The organism is Bacteriovorax sp. DB6_IX (assembly GCF_000447775.1).
In the GTDB taxonomy this organism is placed as follows: Bacteria; Bdellovibrionota; Bacteriovoracia; order Bacteriovoracales; family Bacteriovoracaceae; genus Halobacteriovorax_A.
In genome coordinates, this window is sequence record NZ_AUNJ01000224.1 from 1 (window position 1) to 19,470 (window position 19,470).

At 37.9% G+C, this 19,470-nt stretch carries 17 protein-coding genes; 9 read left to right on the top strand and 8 right to left on the bottom strand.

The genetic code is table 11. The annotated features are described in order from the left end of the window. Positions 1-786 (top strand): hypothetical protein (locus M901_RS06625; protein ID WP_021277412.1); only part of this gene is annotated, 786 nt, incomplete at its 5' end. 34 nt (positions 787-820) lie between these two features. Here M901_RS06625 and M901_RS16360 read toward each other — a convergent pair. Both M901_RS16360 and M901_RS06635 read right to left on the bottom strand, forming a co-directional pair. Then, entirely contained in the window at positions 821-2,167 is a 1,347-nt protein-coding gene (locus M901_RS16360; protein ID WP_021277418.1) for a M14 family metallopeptidase, read from the bottom strand. Positions 2,168-2,282: 115 nt separating this feature from the next. Continuing rightward, on the bottom strand, positions 2,283-3,524 hold the full coding sequence (locus tag M901_RS06635) for a methyltransferase (protein ID WP_021277409.1): 1,242 nt from the start codon (positions 3,522-3,524) through the stop codon (positions 2,283-2,285). A 54-nt stretch (positions 3,525-3,578) separates the two neighbouring features. On the opposite strand from M901_RS06635, the gene murD reads away from it, so the two are divergent. Then, on the top strand, positions 3,579-4,901 hold the full coding sequence (murD, locus tag M901_RS06640; RefSeq protein WP_021277425.1) for a UDP-N-acetylmuramoyl-L-alanine--D-glutamate ligase: 1,323 nt from the start codon (positions 3,579-3,581) through the stop codon (positions 4,899-4,901). Here murD and M901_RS18195 read toward each other — a convergent pair. The 3 genes from M901_RS18195 to M901_RS06650 form a co-directional block, all read right to left on the bottom strand. Beyond that, complete coding sequence (locus tag M901_RS18195) at positions 4,887-5,012, bottom strand: hypothetical protein (RefSeq protein ID WP_021277411.1); 126 nt, start codon at positions 5,010-5,012, stop codon at positions 4,887-4,889. The two genes, murD and M901_RS18195, sit on opposite strands and share 15 nt — an antisense overlap. Before the next feature lie 64 nt (positions 5,013-5,076). Continuing rightward, the gene (locus M901_RS06645) at positions 5,077-5,844 is read right to left on the bottom strand and encodes a matrixin family metalloprotease (protein ID WP_157679887.1); all 768 of its coding nucleotides are present in this window, start codon (positions 5,842-5,844) and stop codon (positions 5,077-5,079) included. Between the two features lie 15 nt (positions 5,845-5,859). Further along, positions 5,860-6,435 carry a hypothetical protein gene (locus M901_RS06650; protein ID WP_021277413.1) on the bottom strand — a complete coding sequence of 192 codons (576 nt, stop codon included), beginning with the start codon at positions 6,433-6,435 and terminating at the stop codon, positions 5,860-5,862. Positions 6,436-6,547: 112 nt separating this feature from the next. On the opposite strand from M901_RS06650, the gene M901_RS06655 reads away from it, so the two are divergent. Beyond that, a complete protein-coding gene (locus M901_RS06655; protein ID WP_021277422.1) occupies positions 6,548-7,663 on the top strand; it encodes an aminotransferase class V-fold PLP-dependent enzyme in 1,116 nt (371 codons plus the stop codon). A gap of 48 nt (positions 7,664-7,711) precedes the next feature. Continuing rightward, a complete protein-coding gene (locus M901_RS06660) occupies positions 7,712-8,197 on the top strand; it encodes a DUF2867 domain-containing protein (protein WP_157679889.1) in 486 nt (161 codons plus the stop codon). Between the two features lie 31 nt (positions 8,198-8,228). Here M901_RS06660 and tgt read toward each other — a convergent pair whose 3' ends face one another. Beyond that, complete coding sequence (gene tgt / locus M901_RS06665; RefSeq protein WP_021277419.1) at positions 8,229-9,404, bottom strand: tRNA guanosine(34) transglycosylase Tgt; 1,176 nt, start codon at positions 9,402-9,404, stop codon at positions 8,229-8,231. Positions 9,405-9,466: 62 nt separating this feature from the next. Further along, positions 9,467-11,572 (bottom strand): hypothetical protein, encoded by a 2,106-nt coding sequence (locus M901_RS06670; RefSeq protein ID WP_021277421.1) that lies wholly within the window; start codon positions 11,570-11,572, stop codon positions 9,467-9,469. 187 nt (positions 11,573-11,759) lie between these two features. On the opposite strand from M901_RS06670, the gene M901_RS06675 reads away from it, so the two are divergent. Next, complete coding sequence (locus M901_RS06675; protein WP_021277420.1) at positions 11,760-13,001, top strand: DEAD/DEAH box helicase; 1,242 nt, start codon at positions 11,760-11,762, stop codon at positions 12,999-13,001. An 18-nt stretch (positions 13,002-13,019) separates the two neighbouring features. Continuing rightward, the gene (locus M901_RS06680; protein ID WP_021277416.1) at positions 13,020-13,421 is read left to right on the top strand and encodes a hypothetical protein; all 402 of its coding nucleotides are present in this window, start codon (positions 13,020-13,022) and stop codon (positions 13,419-13,421) included. On the opposite strand, the gene M901_RS06685 is transcribed toward M901_RS06680, so the two are convergent. Next, positions 13,408-13,821, bottom strand: coding sequence for a hypothetical protein (locus tag M901_RS06685; protein WP_021277424.1), 414 nt, complete (start codon positions 13,819-13,821; stop codon positions 13,408-13,410). The two genes, M901_RS06680 and M901_RS06685, sit on opposite strands and share 14 nt — an antisense overlap. A 65-nt stretch (positions 13,822-13,886) precedes the next feature. Here M901_RS06685 and M901_RS06690 point away from each other — a divergent pair, with 65 nt between their 5' ends. From M901_RS06690 to M901_RS06700, 3 genes are read left to right on the top strand one after another with little or no spacing between them, the layout of a single operon-like run. Then, positions 13,887-14,549: a hypothetical protein gene (locus tag M901_RS06690; RefSeq protein ID WP_021277414.1), complete on the top strand. Its 663-nt coding sequence runs from the start codon at positions 13,887-13,889 to the stop codon at positions 14,547-14,549. Positions 14,550-14,555: 6 nt separating this feature from the next. Next, on the top strand, positions 14,556-16,124 hold the full coding sequence (locus M901_RS06695; RefSeq protein ID WP_021277410.1) for a hypothetical protein: 1,569 nt from the start codon (positions 14,556-14,558) through the stop codon (positions 16,122-16,124). Between the two features lie 56 nt (positions 16,125-16,180). Then, positions 16,181-19,390 (top strand): DUF3857 domain-containing protein, encoded by a 3,210-nt coding sequence (locus M901_RS06700; protein WP_021277415.1) that lies wholly within the window; start codon positions 16,181-16,183, stop codon positions 19,388-19,390. The last annotated feature ends 80 nt before the right edge of the window (positions 19,391-19,470 follow it).

Sequence of the window (19,470 nt, forward strand, 5' to 3'; positions counted from 1 at the left end):
AAAATCCTCGAGCTGCTTAAAAAAGATCAATTCAATATGATTGGTAAGCAGTTCCAGTTAACGTCTCTTAAACTTGCTCTGCAAGTTCTACAAAAGAGTGCGAAATACGATACGGTAGAAGATTACTTAAATAAATATCAAAAGAGTCTTCTGAGCCAAGATAATAAGGCCGTCTATGACGAGCTTGTCGAGTTCTATCGTGATCATGGAAAAATTGAAGATTCTAATTTCATTGCCAATAACTTTGAAAAGCTCAAGAACTCAAGTTACTGGAAAGAGAACACAAGGATTTATAATGAGACAGCTTCGGTATTTATCCTGGCCGACTCTCTCTCAAATGAGAATTCTAAGTTCTCTGAACTTGATGCTGCTACTACATGGTTTGCAGAACAGGTGAATAAGAAATTTAAAATTGGTAGTTACCACAATAACTTAACGAACCTGACAAGTTTAACTTACCGTCAGCTTGGAGTTCTTAAAAAAGAAAGACCTATCAAGCTTGCTAATCTTGAGAGAAGAATCAAGGAAAAAGAGACTGAGTTAGATGGGAAATTCGAAGATATGCGTGGAAAAGTTATTCTTGATCTTGCCCACTGTTTTAAAAATGGGAGTGCTTGTTTAACTAAGGATGCTTTCAACGAAAAATTCTCAACGAGTATTATGGATCTTACCAACAAACTTAAGACCGATGATAATTTCAATGTTGAGATGGATCGCTCCCTTAAGGGAACCCTTGGTGGAGAAGGCTTCAGGATCGACTTCTTACCTCGTGATAGAGATATTTAATAAATAAGAAGGGAGCTTTTAAAGCTCCCTTTTTTTATAGATTAAAGTGTTTTGTTTGGATTTGAGAACCCTTGAATGTGGCCTTGTATTGACCTTCATTAAGAATGATATGGTATGAGCCATCAGGGTTTACTCGATATGTTTGAACTTCTTGATAGGCCCCATCAATATTCTTTTCAATTAGGATTTCTTTATAGTCCTTGTTAACTCCACTAATGGCCGGACCCGCAAGCCTGTCGAGAAGAAATTGCCAACCTTGGCGATTATGCTCAACAGTTGGGTCTCTCTTTTCATAATTTGGTTGAAAGCCATCACTTCTAGGGCTAACTTCTATAACGTAAGGAATGACTTGTTCTTCTTGGTACATCCAATCGATATCTGAGCCATCAACTGAATAAAGAGTTTCCCAAGATGTTCCTGGAGTGTAGTTAAGAATTGTACCCATTTCTTTTCCGATACCTTCTACAACTTCGCGATTTGTTGTTCTTTGACCACGACATCCGTATGGGTAGATAATAAGTTCACTATAGGCGTGGTAAGAGATATTAAAAACAGGTTTAATTTCAGAAACAAAGTTCATCATCACTTTTGTTTCTGGCTCACTTGCAGCTTCACTTCCACGATATGTTTGAGAGTTTCGCCAACCACTTGATCCGCGACAAGCATTCCAATTTGTCGGGTAGTTACGATTGATATCAACTCCATAACCTCCGCGGGCATTCTTTCTCCACATTTCCTGACCATTCCAAACCTTGATATTTCCATCAACATTTAAAACCGGAAGGACCCAGATTTCATTCTGATCAACCCAATTTTTGACTTTAACATCAGAGGCATAATTCTTTGTTAGATAAGTCACGATGTCACTTGTCACTTCAATTGTCATAATTTCTCTGGAGTGGTGCATTCCATTGAAGAGAACGGCTGGCTCATGGGCCTCTTCAACTGCTGCATTGTCTGAGATTTTGATGGCCCAGATAGCATTTCCCTCGAGTGTTTCACCGACCTTCTTGAGTTTTGTGATATCGGGATATTCTTCATGAGTCTTCTTTAAAAGGGCCTCGAGCTCTGTTGTATTGAGATAACGAGAGTCAATTTCTGCTTTTTGTTTCTTAATTTTTGTAAGCTTGAGTTTGGCCTGTTTGAGTAATCCCTCTTCTTGTTGATTAACAGAAACATCAATGAGGGAATTTGGAATATCGACACCGAGAACGTCAATTCCTCTTTCTCTTAGTGACTTCATGATCTTGGCATATTGTCCCTTAGCATTGATTGTAAATTGTGATTGAGAATCATCAATTTGATGATGGGTATGTGAATAGGCCGAAAGACCTAGTGCCGCCATCATTGCCATCCTAGCAATAAAGTTGCTTACTTTCATTATTAGACTCCTTCTAATATTTTGCGATATCTTTAATTAAAAGGGATGATGGGATTTTGTGCAATGGAATGTCATCAAATGTATGAATTCTCTTTGGGTTTGATAGAAATAAAACTTATTCCGTGTAAAGAACTCCGATATTTCTTGGTGAAAGATCGCTTGAGAAGAATTGTAGAAGTTGAGCTTTCTTACCACTTTGCTCAATGTAGAGGATTCTATCAAGTAAGATATAGAGCTCAAGGGTTCTTCCTAATTGCCAGCGAATAATATTGGCCTTAAAAAGCTGGTTTAAAGACTTTTGAAGGGAATCTTGTGCGAAGAACTTATCAAAGTCCTCCTTTTTCCACTGAGTTTCCATTCCAATTTTCTCTATTTTTGAAAGAGCATATTCTCCAAAGTCCTTCCAATATTCTCTATGGTGGGAATCTCCAACAGGAATAAGCTCTTTGATTCCTAGGATATCGTGGAAGTAGATATGGAGAGCGTAGCGATAATCTTTGACTCTTCTTTTGTGAATGAAGTCCTCTTTGGTCATAGAGCTATGGCCACGAGAGGCGAGTGTAAAGGTGAAGGTATTAAAACCTTCTTGACCATGGGCCTTGGCAAAATCAGAGATATTGATATCACTTTCAGGATCGAGTCGATTATAGCAACAACCAAAATTTAAAAGCCCACGAGTTTGATTCTTAAGAGCGCAATCAATATGTTTAATAGCTAGAGGCCCACATGTGTGGAGACCAAGTGAGAAAGAATCCTTGGTAAAGATCTTCTTTGTCATCTCTCCTTCAAGCTCATGAGTGAAGTCGTGGGTGATAAACTTAACATCTCTTCCCTGTGGAGGTTTTGGGTATTTCTCTAGACGCTTCTTTCCAAGCTCTTGAAACTCCTGATTGATATCAAGACTAATACACTCTATCCCTTTATAATGGGCCATCACTCTGGCAAGGTGACCAACGCCACCACCGATATCGACAAGATGTGAGAAGGCCTTGTCATTTTGAATTTCTTTGAGAACTTCTGCAAGAATAAGGATCTCGTGACGCTTCTTTCCCTTGACCTTATTAAAGGCCCAGTCCGGGAGATTCTCTGTCTCTGGAATTTCTTTTAATTGGACTTGGCAAAGCTCATTCATGCGCTTCATCCACTGACCCAGTTCAGAGTTTTCGATTAGGCCATAATCACTTAGACAATCTAAGCGATAGAGCTGATCATCATCCAATGTATCCAAGAGTTCAATCCATTCACGTGGGTAGGCCTCTAGTCCATCTGGATAGAGCTCAATAATTTCGTTTACCCACATTGATTTATAGGGAGCGAGAAACTCTGAAATTTGGAGAAATCTGTCTTTAAAGTTCATTAATAACCTATTATCGTTTATATTAGAGGAAATCAATCTCAAATCGGAAAGTCTATGCAAGAGTATAAAAATATTACGGTTATTGGAATGGGAAAGTCGGGCCTTTCGGCCGTACGACTTTTAAAACTTCTTGATAAGAATATCTGGGCCATTAATCAAGGAAGTGTTGAGCAGTGGGGAAGTCACGAGATTTTAAAAGATTTAAACCAATCCCATTTAGTCGCACAAGATGATCCTAAGGCCATAGAGATCGTTAATCAGTCTGATCTGATTATACTTTCTCCCGGGATTCCTCGTGATATCGATTTACTTAAAAATTGTCAGGCACCTATTTGGTGTGAAATTGAATTGGCGTGGCAGTATTGTGATGCTCCAGTTATGGGACTCACAGGGACTAATGGAAAGACGACGACAGTAAGTTTCTTAGAAGAGTGTTTTAAGCATGAGGGAAAACCATACTTTGTCGGTGGAAATATTGGAACACCATTTTGTGATTATATCTACCAGAGAAAAACTGGTGAGATTGATCAGGCCTGGGGGATTATTCTTGAGCTCTCTAGTTTTCAGTTAGAATCAATTCAAGACTTCAAGCCAAAAATTGCTTCAATTCTCAATATTACTTTCTCACATGGTGAGCGCTATAATCTTCTGTCTGACTACGCTAATGCTAAGAGAGAAATCTTTAAGAATATGGATGAGAGTGACTTCTCTTTTTGGCCTGTTGGGCTTTGGGATGAACTTGGCCTAAAGGCTCCTGAACATCAAAGCTTTGAAGAAATTCACTTTGATAAGATTGAGACCGTAAAGAGCTATCTTGAGAACCTCTTTGATCTCACTGGCCTTAAAATCTATGGGGAGCACAATCTTAAAAATATCTATATGGCCTTTAAGATGTGGGATAAGTTTGGAGGCTCTAAAGAAGCTTTTCAACAAGCGATTAATTCCTTTAACGCTGTTGAGTACCGTCTTCAATTCTTGGGAGAAATTGAGGGGGTTAAAGTTTTCAACGATGCTAAGAGTACGAATTGGGAGGCCACTGAAACGGCCATTCGCGGGGTTCGTGATTTAGGTCCCATCACACTTATTCTAGGTGGTCAAAGAAGAGGCGAGGGCGACGATCGTTTCGATATCTTAGAAAAATATAAGAGTCATATTCAAAAAGTTCTTCTTATTGGTGAAGCTGGAGAGTTTCTGTATCCTCTCATGAAGGATCAATTTCCATGTGAGTATGTGGAGACGATTCAAGGAGTGAAGGATTATAGCGCTAAAGAGCTAAGAGAGGGAGTTCTCTTATTTTCGCCGGCCTTTCCGTCATTTGATCAATTTCGTAACTATATTGAAAGAGGAAAGTCTTTTACTGAGCTATTTATTGATTGATACAGTCGATCTTGAGTTCTTCTTAGAGTGAATCAGTGTATCTGCCACTGAGATCTTAAAGATAAAGAGTCCGATAATTAAGAATATAATTTTGATTCCATTTGATTTCATTGCCTAAATTATCGGAATTTCATCATAATTCTTGAGAAAAAATATTGATTTTTATACAGATTTTTTAATTTAAGCTCTTAAATCGCCTTGTCAGATGGAATCCTGCTAAGATTAGTAGCATAAGCGCCATGGAAAACCATAGTTTGCTACCATTTTGTGGATTACTGATATCTTCAATTGTTCCGCAAACGGCCATTGCTCCTTGCTCCTTAGGATAGAGGAATGTAGCACCATCCCAATCGTCTTGACCAAGTGCCTCGCGATTATCAATATTGGCATAGTACATTAGCGAGTCTTTAAAGTTTGAATGTCCTAGTCCAATTGCGTGTCCAATTTCGTGAGCAATGACTGAAATCTTTTCGTCTCGAGAATCATTGAGAAGTGGTGAAGAGGCCGTGTCATTAAGTGCGATTACTGAGCCATGAATTGTATTTCCCGAGACATTATTTGGTAGAGTTACCGCAAGAACATTTCCACCAAAAGTCGATCCATTTGTATTACAAACAATTAAGATCCCTGAATCAACTTCTGGAACACATCCCGCTCCAGTGTTACAAATCTGATCAGTATAAAAAGAGGCATCAACAGACTTTGTACTTCCTACTTCGAGTACAAGCTCACTTGTTGCGATACCGTTCCAAAACCTTTCATTGGCCTCACTAACAAGATCAAGAAGTTCTTCCGGTGAGTCAGCAAGATTCGTACATTGTTGCGAACCTACGTAGACTTTTATATTAGGGTCCTTGTAGGTTGCAATATCACTACCTATAAGAGTGAAGGCCTGGGCTGAAAAAGTGATTGTCATAAGGATGAAAGTCAAAAAAATCTTCATAGCTTTTTCCATTCGTTATTCCATTTTATAACTTAGTGAGAGAAGAATATTTACTGCTCTTTCATCACTATCTTCAGGATTTAGAATCATGGCCTGAGAATTAAAAGTTAAGTCTGTTGTCGGGATTGGAGCATCTAATGCGAAACTGAGAACTAAGTTTCCAGCAACAGTTGAACCGTTGGGTGTGGCAAAGCTCTTTGTCGAGTTTCCATTTGGTAGCTCTTGAGCAGTTCCATCCATGCTAAGACGAGTAAAGTACATCCCAGGTCCATATTGAATTTTAATAAAGTCTAAATCATAGCTCATTAAAGCATTGAACCAATAATTCATTCGATTAACAGCACTATCACGGCTATCACGTGGAAGTGTTGTGGCAAGTTCTAGCTGGAGTTGATGGTTTAAGTAAAAGTCTGAAAGACTTTGGACTTTGAAAAAAGGGGTAAAGTCTAGTCCATTAGTATTTCCCTGGGCATCAGTTTGAATTTTGCCGTAGGATTCACTAAGAGCGCCAACTCCAAGTGACCATGATTTGTAGAAGGCCATTGTCTGGGCGCAAAGACCGAGTAAAAGAATCATCTTAAGTGTTTTCATGACGTTATTTTTTCAATTAGTTTCTCATGTGGCAACAACTTTTCATTTTCAAATACTCATAACTCTCATAAAATATGGGCATCATTAAGTTTGATTAAACTAAGGAAATAATATGTTTGAGAATTTTAACGTACCGCAAGAATTAAGACCTACTGATCCTAGATTTGGAAGTGGACCTTCATTGGTGCCTGTTGAGTTTATGACAAAGCTTGCAGAAACGGGAACTGAGCTACTTGGAACTAGTCACAGAAAACCAGCGGTTAAAAACCTCGTGAAAGAAATGCAAGAAGGGCTAAGAAAGTTCTTCAATGTACCAGCTGATTATGAAATCGTAATTGGAAATGGTGGAGCGACATTTCTCTTTGATATGATTGGTCTTGGGCTTGTGAGAAAGAAGAGTTCTCACTTTACTTGTGGAGAGTTCTCAACAAAGTGGTATAAGTCACACGCAAATATTCCTTGGATTGAAGCTGAGAATATTGCTAGTGAATATGGGCAAGGGTGTTCTCCTGCAAATGTTGAAGGATCTGATTTTATCGCAATGACATTGAATGAGACATCTACTGGAGTCCAGACAATTGAGCTACCACAAGTCGATGACGATACAATTTTGGCCATTGATGCCACATCTGGTGCAGGTCAAATTCCATGTGATATATCAAAATGTGATGTCTTCTTCTTTTCTCCACAAAAAGTTTTTGCTGCAGAGGGTGGGTTCTTTGTTTCTATTATGTCACCAAAGGCCCTGAAGAGAGCTGAAGAGATTGCGGCCACTGATAGATATATTCCAACTATTATGAGTTGGGAGCTTGCTATTACAAACTCAGTTAAGAACCAGACTTACAATACTCCAAGTATTGCGACAATCTTCTTCTTAAATGAGCAAGTGAAGCTTATGAACTCTCAAGGTGGATTCACTCACGCTATTGATTATGCGAAGAAAAAAGCTGATATGATTTATAACTGGGCCAACGAAAAAGATTACCTTAGCCCATATGTTCCAAATGAAGCAGATAGATCAATTGCAGTAGCGACGATTGATGTTGATGATAAGTACCCTGCCGGAGATCTTATTAAAGTTCTTGAAGCGCAAAAAGCGGTTTATGGTATTGATGCTTATAGAAAACTTGGAAAGAATCAGTTTAGAATTTCACTCTTTCATAACGTGAGCTATGAAGATCTAGTGAAACTCACAAAGATCATTGATCTTGCAATTGAACAAGCTTAAGTAAATACAATGGCCCCAAAAACTTGGGGCCTTTTTTTAATCTGTCCTATGAAGAAAGTTATAGAAGAATTTGGTATAAGAACTCATCTCAGTGAAACATCACTGCCACGTATTGATTTTACTGATACCTTTTCTACAACCAATCACCATGATGATCTGATCACTATCGCTCATAAAGTTTTTAACCAGAGTCCCATATGGATTAAAGGGCTATTTGCTCTTAGGCATTTTCTAGTAAAACTCGTCGGTATCAAATCTCAATTGCCAGCTGATTTTAATACAGAGAAACGAGTTGGGGGGTATATTGGCTTTTTTAAAATCTTTGCTCTAGGAGAGAATGAAATTATTCTTGGCCTAGATGATGAGCATCTTAATTTTCGTGTGAGTATTTTTAATAGTAATGATCAGGCCTATAATATTAAGGTTATTACATGTGTAGAGTTTAATAACTCAAAAGGTCGCTTTTATATGCAAACCATTAAACCGTTTCATCGTTTCGTCGTGATGAGTATGGTGGCCAATGCTTATAGATAAAAAAAAGCCTCAGTAAAAACTGAGGCCTAAGTTATTTCTTCTTCTTACCTTTAGGTTTCTTATCATCTTTTGGACCATCGTCTTTGAGATAGTTTGCTAAGAATTCTTCTTTCCACTCTGTGTAACGATCTTCAAGAATCGCTTCACGAGCTCTTTCGGCCATTGATTTGTAGAATTCAATATTGTGCATTGTCGCTAGAACTTGCCCTAAAATCTCATTTGAATCAAAGAGGTGTTTGACATAGGCCCTTGTAAAGTTCTTACAACAGTAGCACTTACAATTAGGATCAATAGGGAAGAAGTCTCTTCTGTAGTTCTTGTGCTTAATTCTGATCTTTCCTCTATTTGTAAAGAGAGTTCCCCCTCTACCAAATTTTGTTGGAATGATACAGTCACTCATGTCAGCACCATTTTCCCAGATCATAAGGAGGTCTTCTGGATTTCCAACACCCATAACATAGCGAGGCTTATCGACAGGCATTTTTGGAGCAGCATATTTTACGATCTTCTCCATAAGCTCTGGTCCCTCTCCAACAGAAACACCACCAATTGCGTAACCAGGAAGGTCTCTCTTGACCAGTTCATCAATACATTCTTGACGGTAATCATCGTAAGTTGATCCTTGAATAATTCCAAATAGTGCTTGCTTTGGGTTTGTCCAAGATGAAATACAACGATCTAGCCAACGGTGTGTTCTATCAATAGAGTTCTTAGTATATTCTCTTGTTGCTGGGTAAGGGATACATTCATCAAAGGCCATCATGATATCACTTCCAAGTTCTTGTTGAATTTGGATTGATGTCTCTGGTGAGAGAAGAATCGTCTTTCCCTTATGGTCTTTAAATTCAGCACCTTCTTCTTTAATACTCTTTCTTTGCAAAGAGAATACTTGGAATCCACCAGAGTCCGTCAGGATCGGACGATCCCAGTGCATAAACTTGTGAAGCCCACCGGCCTTCTCAACCAGTTTTGATCCGGGTGATAAGTGAAGGTGATATGTATTTGAAAGAATAATCTTTGTATCTAGATCTTCTAAGAAGTTAGGCGTTAAGGCCTTAATCGCACCGTGTGTTCCAACGGGCATAAATACTGGAGTTGGAATATCTCCATGAGGTGTTCTAATAACACCAGCTCTTGCTCCTGATTTCTTATCAACATGCACGAGCTCAAAGCTAAAGTGTTCTTTTACTTGATCTTGAATTCTCATTGTAACTACCTGAAAAAATTATAGTTCCACGTTTTAACAGAGTCTTGGCGCAATTAAAACCCTTAGGGTAGATTTTTCTGAGTAAATCTTTGGTAGCGCTTCATCATAGAATCAATCTTTGTTGAGTCTAACCCTTCAATAAGTGGGGCGACATTCTGTTCATAATTACTCGTACCATTTTCAAAATCTGTCTTAGGGGCAGATTTATTGACGGCAAAGTGAATCTGAGTCACGGCCTTGGCCGCTTTCTTGTCACTCATTGCAATATTAAATGTATAAATGGCATCTTCTCCAATAAAGAGACTTGAGTACTCACCCTTGTACTTATAGATTCGGTAAAAACCTGTTGCACTCATTACCTGTGAGGCCTTAATCCCCAGTCTTCTAAAGGCACTATGTCCCTCGATTGCATAGAGTGGATCAAAGTTAAGAGCATTATCAAGCAGGAGAAAATTTGTTAGCTCCCCAGACTTAATGATTCTAAGAACATCATTTCTCACTTTCTCATTGCTATGACCGTCTTTGAAATATTGGGCCAGAAACGGGTGAGTGAGATCGAGAAATGGAGCATTATCTTTAAAATCTTGGAAGATCTTTTCAAAAGTATATTTTGTAATACCTCGGTACTCTAGAACGTGCTTATCTTGTCGATGCACAAAGATATAGTGACCCTTTTGTTCAAGTCCGCCATCGATATAGTAGCGCTCTTGAATCCCTTTAGTTGTCTTTAGATGTGAGAAGGCCACAGCTTTCTTAGGCTTATAATTTGAAATAAGGGCCATCTTTGCAGGCTCTTTTACATTGACGAGTTCCAGAGCAATCTTTGAATAAGCGAAGAGCACTGTAAAAATAATAATGACTAAAGGTGCAAAGAACTTAAGAAATGATGAACGATATCTCGTCTGACTAAGTGTGACCACTTCTTTAAATGATCTCTTTCCAAAAATTACAGGAACCTCTCCCAGAGGAAAGACTACTGAGATTAAATCTAGTGGAAGCTTTAGAAGCGCCTTGATTCTTGAGCTTGCAAGATTTCCATAATTTGTGATTCCACTAATAAAGTGAGGAAGGGAAACAGAGAAAAGAGTTCTTGATAAGAGCTCGATAAGAATGAAAACAACAATGATTTCATAAACACTATATGGCAGAGGACTCAATTCTTTGAGCTCTAGCTTCTGATTAATAAGGCCTTCAAGATGTTGGGCCAAAGGTGCAATCGGCTCAAGCTCAACATACTTATTAGCAAAGATTGCGATGACAAGGGTTGAGAGAGTTCCTAAAATCCTAACAATTGGACCAACGAGATTATCTTCAGGTACAAAGAAAGTCGTACTCTCTTTCTTATCGATTTTAGTTCCCTGTTTTTTCTCTGTAATCTTAAAACGGTGAGCTCCGTCTAGATCAAGGTCTTTATCAGCTTGAGATTTCTTTTTCTTTGGATTGGCCTTATTCTTCTTTCTAAGCTTACCAAGCTCTTCACGCTTAGCCTTTTCTTTAGCTTTTGCAGCTTTCTTGGCCTCGATTGGAATATTATCATTATCTTCGTTATGGGTTTGGAGAAGCTCATGAACAGCAATTGATGTTCTGGTTGGGGGATCATTATCTAGCGAGAAGCCCCCATGTGTGGCCTCGTCTTGCTCTGTTGGTGCGTCTGGGATCTCATAGAGTCTTGGTTCATCCTCTGATTTATCGTCATCTTTTGAGATAAGTTGTTCAACCTCGAGAATGAGATCGTCATTTTCTGGTTCAGCTTTAGCTTCTCTTTGAAGTTGTTTGGGCATAGGAGCGACAACAGTGGCGTCTTCATTAACCTCAAGCTCAAGCATATCTAGTTCATGATCGGTACTCTCTTCAAACTCACTCGAAATCTCAGTGGCTTTTTCACTTGTTTTGAGTTTGATGGTATAGTCGCCAAAAGTTATCGAGTCTTCATTTTCAAGAAAGTAGATAGCACCTTTTCTAAGAGGGTGACCACTGAACATGGCCTCTTCGACATCATCTTGAATTTTAACTGTGATTATTCCGTCGGAGTTTTCCAACTTAACAGGTCCATTAGAGATGGAGAATTCGATCTGCTCATCAATAAAAAGAAGGTAGATCTTCTGATCTAAGACTTGCTCTGTTGAACCATTTGGTCCAGAAAGTTCGATTAAAGCTTCCGTGCTCATAGATATCTTCCAAAATTGTCAATTTATCGTTCTTAACTCCTTTATTTTACAATAAAATTCGTAAAATTTGTTCATTTTGTTGCAGTATTTCCTGATTATATTACTTAATTTCATAGGGAGCTTCTCCAAAGCCCGAAACTATGTTACTTAGAGGGGATAAATTGAATTAAGAATGTTGGAGATGCCCATGGCAAAAGAATTTGTTGATATTTTAGATGTTGAAGTTTTTGGTGACTTCTTTAAAGAGAACTCGCTTAAAAAGCCAACTGATGTCCAACTTAAGGCGATTCCTGAGTTTGTGGCCCAGAAGAATATCTCTGTTCTCGCTAAGACGGGAAGTGGAAAGACATTTTCATATCTTCTTCCAATGATTCAGGGTCTTAAGTTTAGTGAAAGCGATAAGCCTACTCAAAAAGGGAAGCCAAGAGCTATTGTTCTGGTTCCAATTAAAGAGCTTGCGACACAAGTATTTTCTGAATCTAAGAAAATCACTCACCATGCAAAGCTAAGAGTTAGACAGGCCCTGGGTGGTGATAAGGCCAAGTCCCTGAAGGGAGAAATGGTTGATCTTCTTATTGGCGGTCCAGGAAGAATTAAATCAATGCTAAACAAAGGAGAGATTTCTCTTGAGAATCTTGAATACTTTATCATTGATGAAGCTGACCAGTTAATGGACATGGGTTTCATGACTGAGCTAAAAGCGATTCGTAAGCATTTTAAAGGACCAGTTCAGGCCTGTCTTTTTTCTGCTACGATGGGTCCTGATTTTAATAATCTAAAAAGTGAGTTCTTCTCAGGATATGACTTCACTGATGTGACTGTCCAAGGAGCACACCAATTAATTTCTCATATTGAAACTTTCAATATCCCTCTTCACTATACTGAAAAGGATAAGATGCTTGAGCTCTTCATTAAGCAAGAGGCCAAAGGTAGTGGTGTTGTCTTTGTAAATCAAAAAGGAAAGGCACAGGAAGTCTTCAATCTTCTCTCTAAAACTTTCTCTGATAAGAAAATCTATGTTCTTCATGGTGATATGTCAGCAGCTGAAAGAAAGACAACTTTTGCAGAATTCAGATCGACAAAAGGAATACTTGTTTCGACAGATATGGCCGCAAGAGGGATTGATATTAAAGGTCTATCTTGGGTTTTAAATTACGATCTTCCATTTGAAGCAGTTTACTATGTTCATAGAAGTGGACGTGTAGGAAGAAATGGAAGCTTTGGTAAGGTTTTTAACTTTGTAACTGGTAAGGACCAAAGTCTCATTAAGAGAATTAATGATGCCATCCGTGCACAATCTTCTCTTAAGATTGATTCTATCGCTTTAAAGAAAAATGCCTTCGGTGGTGGAAATCAACCGGCACAGAAAAAGAAAGTGGCCAGACGAGATACGAGGCCAAAACGTACACCTCGCTACAAAAAGAAATAGTTATGATAAAATAAGGCCATGAAGAAATTTCTGGCCTTTTTTATTTGTACCCTCTCTATGATATCTGTCTTGAGCTCTTGCTCAAAAGAGAAGAAGTATACAGCGATGGACATGTATATGATGGCCACAAAGTTTGATCCTAAGGTAGAAGAGGTCCGAGTGACAGATCCTACTAAGAGTCTGAAGTGCTCAATGTATCCGGAGGGTTGTATTCAAAATTCTCCGCGTCGTTTCAAAGTAAGATTAGTTAATATGATTGTCGTCGAATATCACTCGACAAAGAAGGCCTGTGAGGCCGCAAAGAAATTAGATCAGTTCTATATTCGCAATTGGCTCTTTGATGATGTGAAAGGGGAGCCGGTTCTCGAGGATTTCGTCAAACGTGTCTATGACGCTAAGAATCCTTCTACTTGCCCTTAAAAAAATGTTCTTGGAAGGCCTTTTCAAAGAGGTCTACTTTCTTATTCCAGCTTTGATAGAATTCACTTTCTTCGGGAGAGTTTTGCTCTTTGCTCGCAAATTGGTTTAATTTCTCTCTAAACAGAAGGAGCCATCTCCCAAGCTCTCCTTTGCGTATGGCCAAATATGTGTGCAATTTTAGGATATTAGGAGCATTTTCTCTTCTCTTATGCCCTGGGATGAGTTGGTGGGCCCAAAAATCGACGACATTTGGTATATGAGACTCAAAATCACCGAGCTTACTTTCTAACGTACTGTTTTTACTTATTTTTCTAAAGTGATAACCAATAAAAACATCGTTAATCGCCACTTCATAGAAGGCCCTTACAAGCTCTTCAATCAATTGAATTCTCTCTTTCATAGATTTTTATTATAAAATTTAAACCCGAGTGTAAAGTTCAAGAATATAAAACCGACTAAGTAAGTATGAAAAAGAAACTGATAAAAACACTCTGCTTATTTGTCGCATGTTTACCTGTTTTTGGACTAGAGGTTCAATCTCTTTCTCAGGGTTCTTGCTGGGTATCATCCAGTGAAGATTCTGTTCAAGTGGCCTCATTCAATGAAGGGAAGAGCTACCATATCTACCGTTCTCGATTAGAAGAATTAGTAGGCTTCTTTCACGACAATGGAATATCACCAACTGAGATAGAGTCAATAGATCCCTATCTTCATTGTTCAGGAGTTGGTGGGAGAGTTGTTTTTAGAGTTAAGGCCCAAGGAGTTAATTACTGTACTTGGTCCGAATATGATGGAAAGAGTTTTAAATTTAAGTCACTCGATCTTTCACAATATGAAGATGGACTCTGTGATGGGGTCGTTCCTAATAAAATCATTGTGGCACCTGAAAAGGATGGAGATATGAAGAGAATTGTCGCTGATCTTGAAGATGCCGGTGTGGTGGTCGAAAAAGTTGAGGCCATTTTTAGAGACCTTCATACAATTACTTTTAAGAGTCAAAAAGATGAAGTTTTTAAGATAAAGAATATTCTGCTTGAAAATAAGAATGCCAGGATAGTTGATCTTGTCACAAGACAACATCCAATTGGAGATAGTGCATACTTGGAGGCATTATCATTTAAAAAGTAGGTTTGATTGTATAAATTTGCATTCATTACAATTCTCCTTTTTCTAGTATCATGTCATGGCCACGTTGATTTCGATGTGGCCAGTTCGTCTTCTAGTTCAAATGAATCAAATGATTCAGGGACTTCTTATACTCCAGGATTAACACAGAATCTCTCTGGCTTTCACATGGGAGCCTCTTGGCTTACGGGAAGTAGTGGCCCCTTCTCTGATCTAACAGGAGAAGATCGAGGTTTTAGCATCCACTCTGATCCAAGAGGTGGCGCGTACCTTTTGGGCTTTTCAACGAGTGATCTTGTGGAGGCCAATGCCAATAAGGATTTAATTTTAATTCGCTATAATGCAGATGCTTCATTGGATTGGGTAAAGCACTACGGTAGTGTGACGCTACCAAATAATACAGCAGGTGAGGCCGTATTCTCGGCCAATCAAACGGATAGAGCACCTGAAATGGTTTTTGACGATTCAGATAATCCCATTATTGTCGTCTCAACTCAATCTGCCCTCTACGATACACTGGACTCTCTTGATGTGGCCCTTATAAATGTTAATAGAACTAATGGTAGTATCATCTGGGGAAAGCAATACGGGCAATCTATTTCTTCTGCAAATTCTCAAGACTATGTCATCAGCGCAAGAAAGAGTGGTAGTAAAATCTATATCGCTTGTGTGACCAATGGCGCCTTTGCTGGAAATACCCATGGCGGAAATGACGATGTCTTAATCATCGAAGCTGACTTAAATGGCAATTACTTAACTTCTCATCAATTTAATACTCGAGCCGTTGGAGGCGCCGCTACTTCAAATGAAAGAGTCTATGCAATGGAAGTTGTCAGTGATGGACTTATTTTTTCTGGCATCTCTGCAAATAATGTGTGGTCGGCCACTGGTGGAACAACCTTTGCGGCCTTCTTAGTAAAAACTAATTTCTCATATACCACTCAGTGGTCATATACATTTGGTGACAATGCACCAACAGGACTGGGGATAAATAATAGTGGCAAGCTCTATCTACTCAACAGTCTCGAAGTCGATTCCTCTGGTAATATCTATGCCGGTGGTTACGCTTCTGCTGGAACAGGAGGGACTGGTTTGAAAGAGGATTGCTCGGCCGAGTGTTCAGTTGTTCTCTCTTTAACAAGTAGTGGCGCCTCGAGATGGCTCACTCATTTTGGCGTCACGACGTCGGCCTCATCACCCTTTGTTGCAAATACCGCCAATGACCAAATCACCAATATTCACGTCACAGACGAAGGTCTCTATTTCGTCGGTTACACTCAGGATGACCTCTTTGATACAAAGAATAGTACCACCAATACCAGTGTGACAGTAGGAAAACTCAATAAAGATACCGGCGCCATAATTTGGGGAGATCAACTCGGAGATTCTAAGTATGGAAGTGAATTCCTCGCTGGCTCTCACACTAGTCATGAAAGACCAACAGATCTCTATGTTTTTGGAGATCGTCTTCTCGTATCCGGTTGGACAATGAATAGTACGTCAGAGACCAATCAAGGCTCACGTGATAATTTTGTCTTTAGTTGGAATAAGAGCACTGGGGCGATGGATTCGCCATAACTTGAATAAAGATATCTTGTTTAAAGGGCCCGTTTTGATTCTCCGATGAGAAAGGTATGAAAAACCTTATTCTCAAAATCTTATTAATTTCCATTTCACTACCAATTTTTGCAAAGAAAGCGACTCTTGATGATTTAGCATACTACTATCTAATGAATAACTCTAAAGTTGAGTTAAAAGATGATGGCTCTTATAAAGAAGACAATCATATTAAGATAAAAGTTCTTAAAGAGTATGGGGTCGAACAACTTAAATTATTTCAAATACCGTTTCTTAAAGATAAGGAAGAAATAAAGATAACCTCCATATCAGTTATAAATAATGAAAAATCACACCTTGTTGATTCTTCGAAGTTTAAAGAGAAGTCTTATGCAGATAGTGGGCAAGGGATTAGTAATGTAGCTGTCTTATTGATTCCACTTCCTCATCTAAAAAAAGAATCAGTCATTGATATACGTTATACTAAGAAATCTTCAGGAACGAAATCTAAGGATTTCTTTCTCGATTTAACTTATGGAGCGAGAGTTTTTGAAAAAGAGTCTCATACTCAGATCAAGTCTCGAAGAAAGCTCTTTGTTCAAAAGCTTGATCCTACAAATTCTATATCCCTTTCACAGATTAAAAAGGGTGAGTTTTATTATACGAGTATTAAACTTACAAAACCTGTTTTAAATATACCTGTGAATGACATTTTCGTAGTCTTAGATAAAGAGCAAAAGCATGAGGTCGCTATTTCAACTGTTGGAGACTGGAAGACCATATCTCATCGATTAAGTCGTGAATATGAGAAACTCTTAAAGGGAAAGCTTCCATTAAAACTTCAAGAACTAAAGAAACAGGCCTTAAAGTTAAAAACAGTTGAAGAACAAGTTGATCTTATTCTTAATTATATTTCTAAAAACTATAATTATCTTGGGATTTGGACAAATGACTTAGAAAGATTCTTTCCTTTGTCTCTTGAAGAGATAGTTGCCGATGGTTATGGTGATTGTAAGTCGTTTTCTCTTATTTTCACAAAGATGATGAGAGAGCTTGGGCATAAGAGTTACTTGTCTCTGGTTTATAGAGGGAATCCACTAGATAAAGGAATGGAGATCGAGAAGATTGCAAGATTGAGCTTTTTTAATCATGCCATTTCTTTACTGGAAGTTGATGGGAAAAAGTATTGGATTGATCCAACTAATAAAGTTTCCTATGGTTTAGTTTGGAGAGAGGATATTAGTAATAGAAAGGCCCTTGTCTTAAAAAAGGAAACGACTGAGCTTGACTATATTCAAGAACATCCGGCCAATAGGGTTACTTTGGAGTTAAATAAAGAATACGATTTCATTGATTTGAAGAATGCAAAAGTTGAGGGGAAAATTAAAATATCTGGTCTTTCATGGCTTAAAGTTAATGAGTTTTCATCATATTATCCAGAGCAAAAAGAAAAGATGATTACTAAATTGATTAAGGGGATTGATAATGTTGAAGTTTCAAATATTCAAAACCTTAATCAAGATGAAGGTCTACAAAAGAAGCATCGTGAGTCCTATAGTTTTAGTCATATCTCTTCTTTTCCTCTACTCGATAAACAAAGTGAAACACTTATTCTAAATAATCCAATATTTGTTAGGACGTTACTTAAAACGAATACGAGTGGAGATTTTGGAAAGTTTCTTGGTCAAAAAGGAAAGTATGTTGAAACCTATAGGCTAAAAAATATTGAGGTCTACGATAAGAGTATTCAAAACTGTGAGATAAACTCAACTTGGCTTGATTTTAAACTAATTTCTACATTTAAAGATGGTGTTTTAAACCTCACTAGGAAAATGTCATTTAAGCAGAGTTATATAAGTTCAAATACAATTCATTCTGATGATTTTAAGAGCTTTGTAGATAAACTTAATTCATGTGCAAGAGAAAAAGTTCTTACTTTTGCTGCGAAAGGAGCAGATATAAAGTCTAATGGAAATGTTGGAATAGATACCATGACTATTGGGCAAAGATATGAATTAGCAAATGAACTCTTTTTAAAGGGGCACTATTCGGAAAAATTAGATAAGCTTGTTGCCTCAATTCTAGCAGAAGATCCAGACCACTATGGTGCTCTTATTCTCAAAGCACATGAAGAATATCAGAATAGTGTGACATGGACAGGAATTGATAAGTTTCGTTTTAAGAATGTTATTAAACTTGCCATGCTGGCAAAAGAAGTTGAGCCAAGAGACTATAAGTGGTTAAGAATGATGGTTCTTGCAAAGTCTAGTCTAGGGGAAGAGTCATTTGATCAGGTTATGAAATATTTTAAAGAGGAGTCTGCTAAATTAGAAACAACTCCTAACAAAATAAATGGAATGATTGGCGATATCTATTTTAACTTTAAGAAGTATAAGGAGAGTTTGAAGTTTTACCAAGATGCTGCTAATCAATCTGTTTTACCTCATGATATTGTGAGCTTTTCACTAAGTCTTGGTAATGCGGCATTAAAAGCTAAGATGTATCCAACTGCGGATAAAGCTTTTAAGAAATGTGTTCTCTTAAGTGATGACCGACAAGATTGTTGGAGATTGTGGTCATTAGTAAAAATTGCTCAAAAAGATTATGAGAGAGCGATTGAATATGCTCGAAAAACATTTCAAATTAAGTCTAATGGTTATGCTAAAACCTCTGTTCAGCGCGCTTATGTTGCAAAGATCAATGCTATCTCTAAACCAGCAAAAAGAAATCTCGGTCAGATTCAGGCCCTATATGATGAACTTTTTATGATGAATAAGAATGAAAATGTCATTCTTGCTTATGCAGAAACTCTATTGAAGTATAGAAAGTTTAAGGAGTCGAAAGTAGAGTTTGAAAAGCTTTACAAAATGACTGATCATCAGTTCTACATTAGAAGAGCAAATCAGGGGATTCTTAAAGTCTTAATGAAAACAAAGAATGATAAGGGTTTTGGAAAACTTATTAGTACAATGTTTGAAAAGTCTGTCTCCCTTGTTGATAAAAGAAATGCCTTGTTTGATATTGAAAAGGTTGTAAGTCGTCGAGATAAATATTTATTAAATGAAGACCTTTGGAAAGAGATTGAAAAAGTTGAAAAACTCATTGGTCGAGACTATGACTATTTTCTTATAAGATTACTTGGAAAAATCTACTATAGTAAGTTTAGAAAAGGTAATAAGTCTTTAGATGATTTAAACAAAGCTAGAACCTACACAAATCTCATTCTCTTAGATCCAACTTTGTCCAAGAGAGTCGTGAGAGTTATAATAAGTTTATTTTCCAGCTGAATTTATTTTACTATCAATATTTTGTCTATGATTTGACCAAGGGAACACTTTTCGAGCCTGTTGGAGTTTTCTTCTCTCAT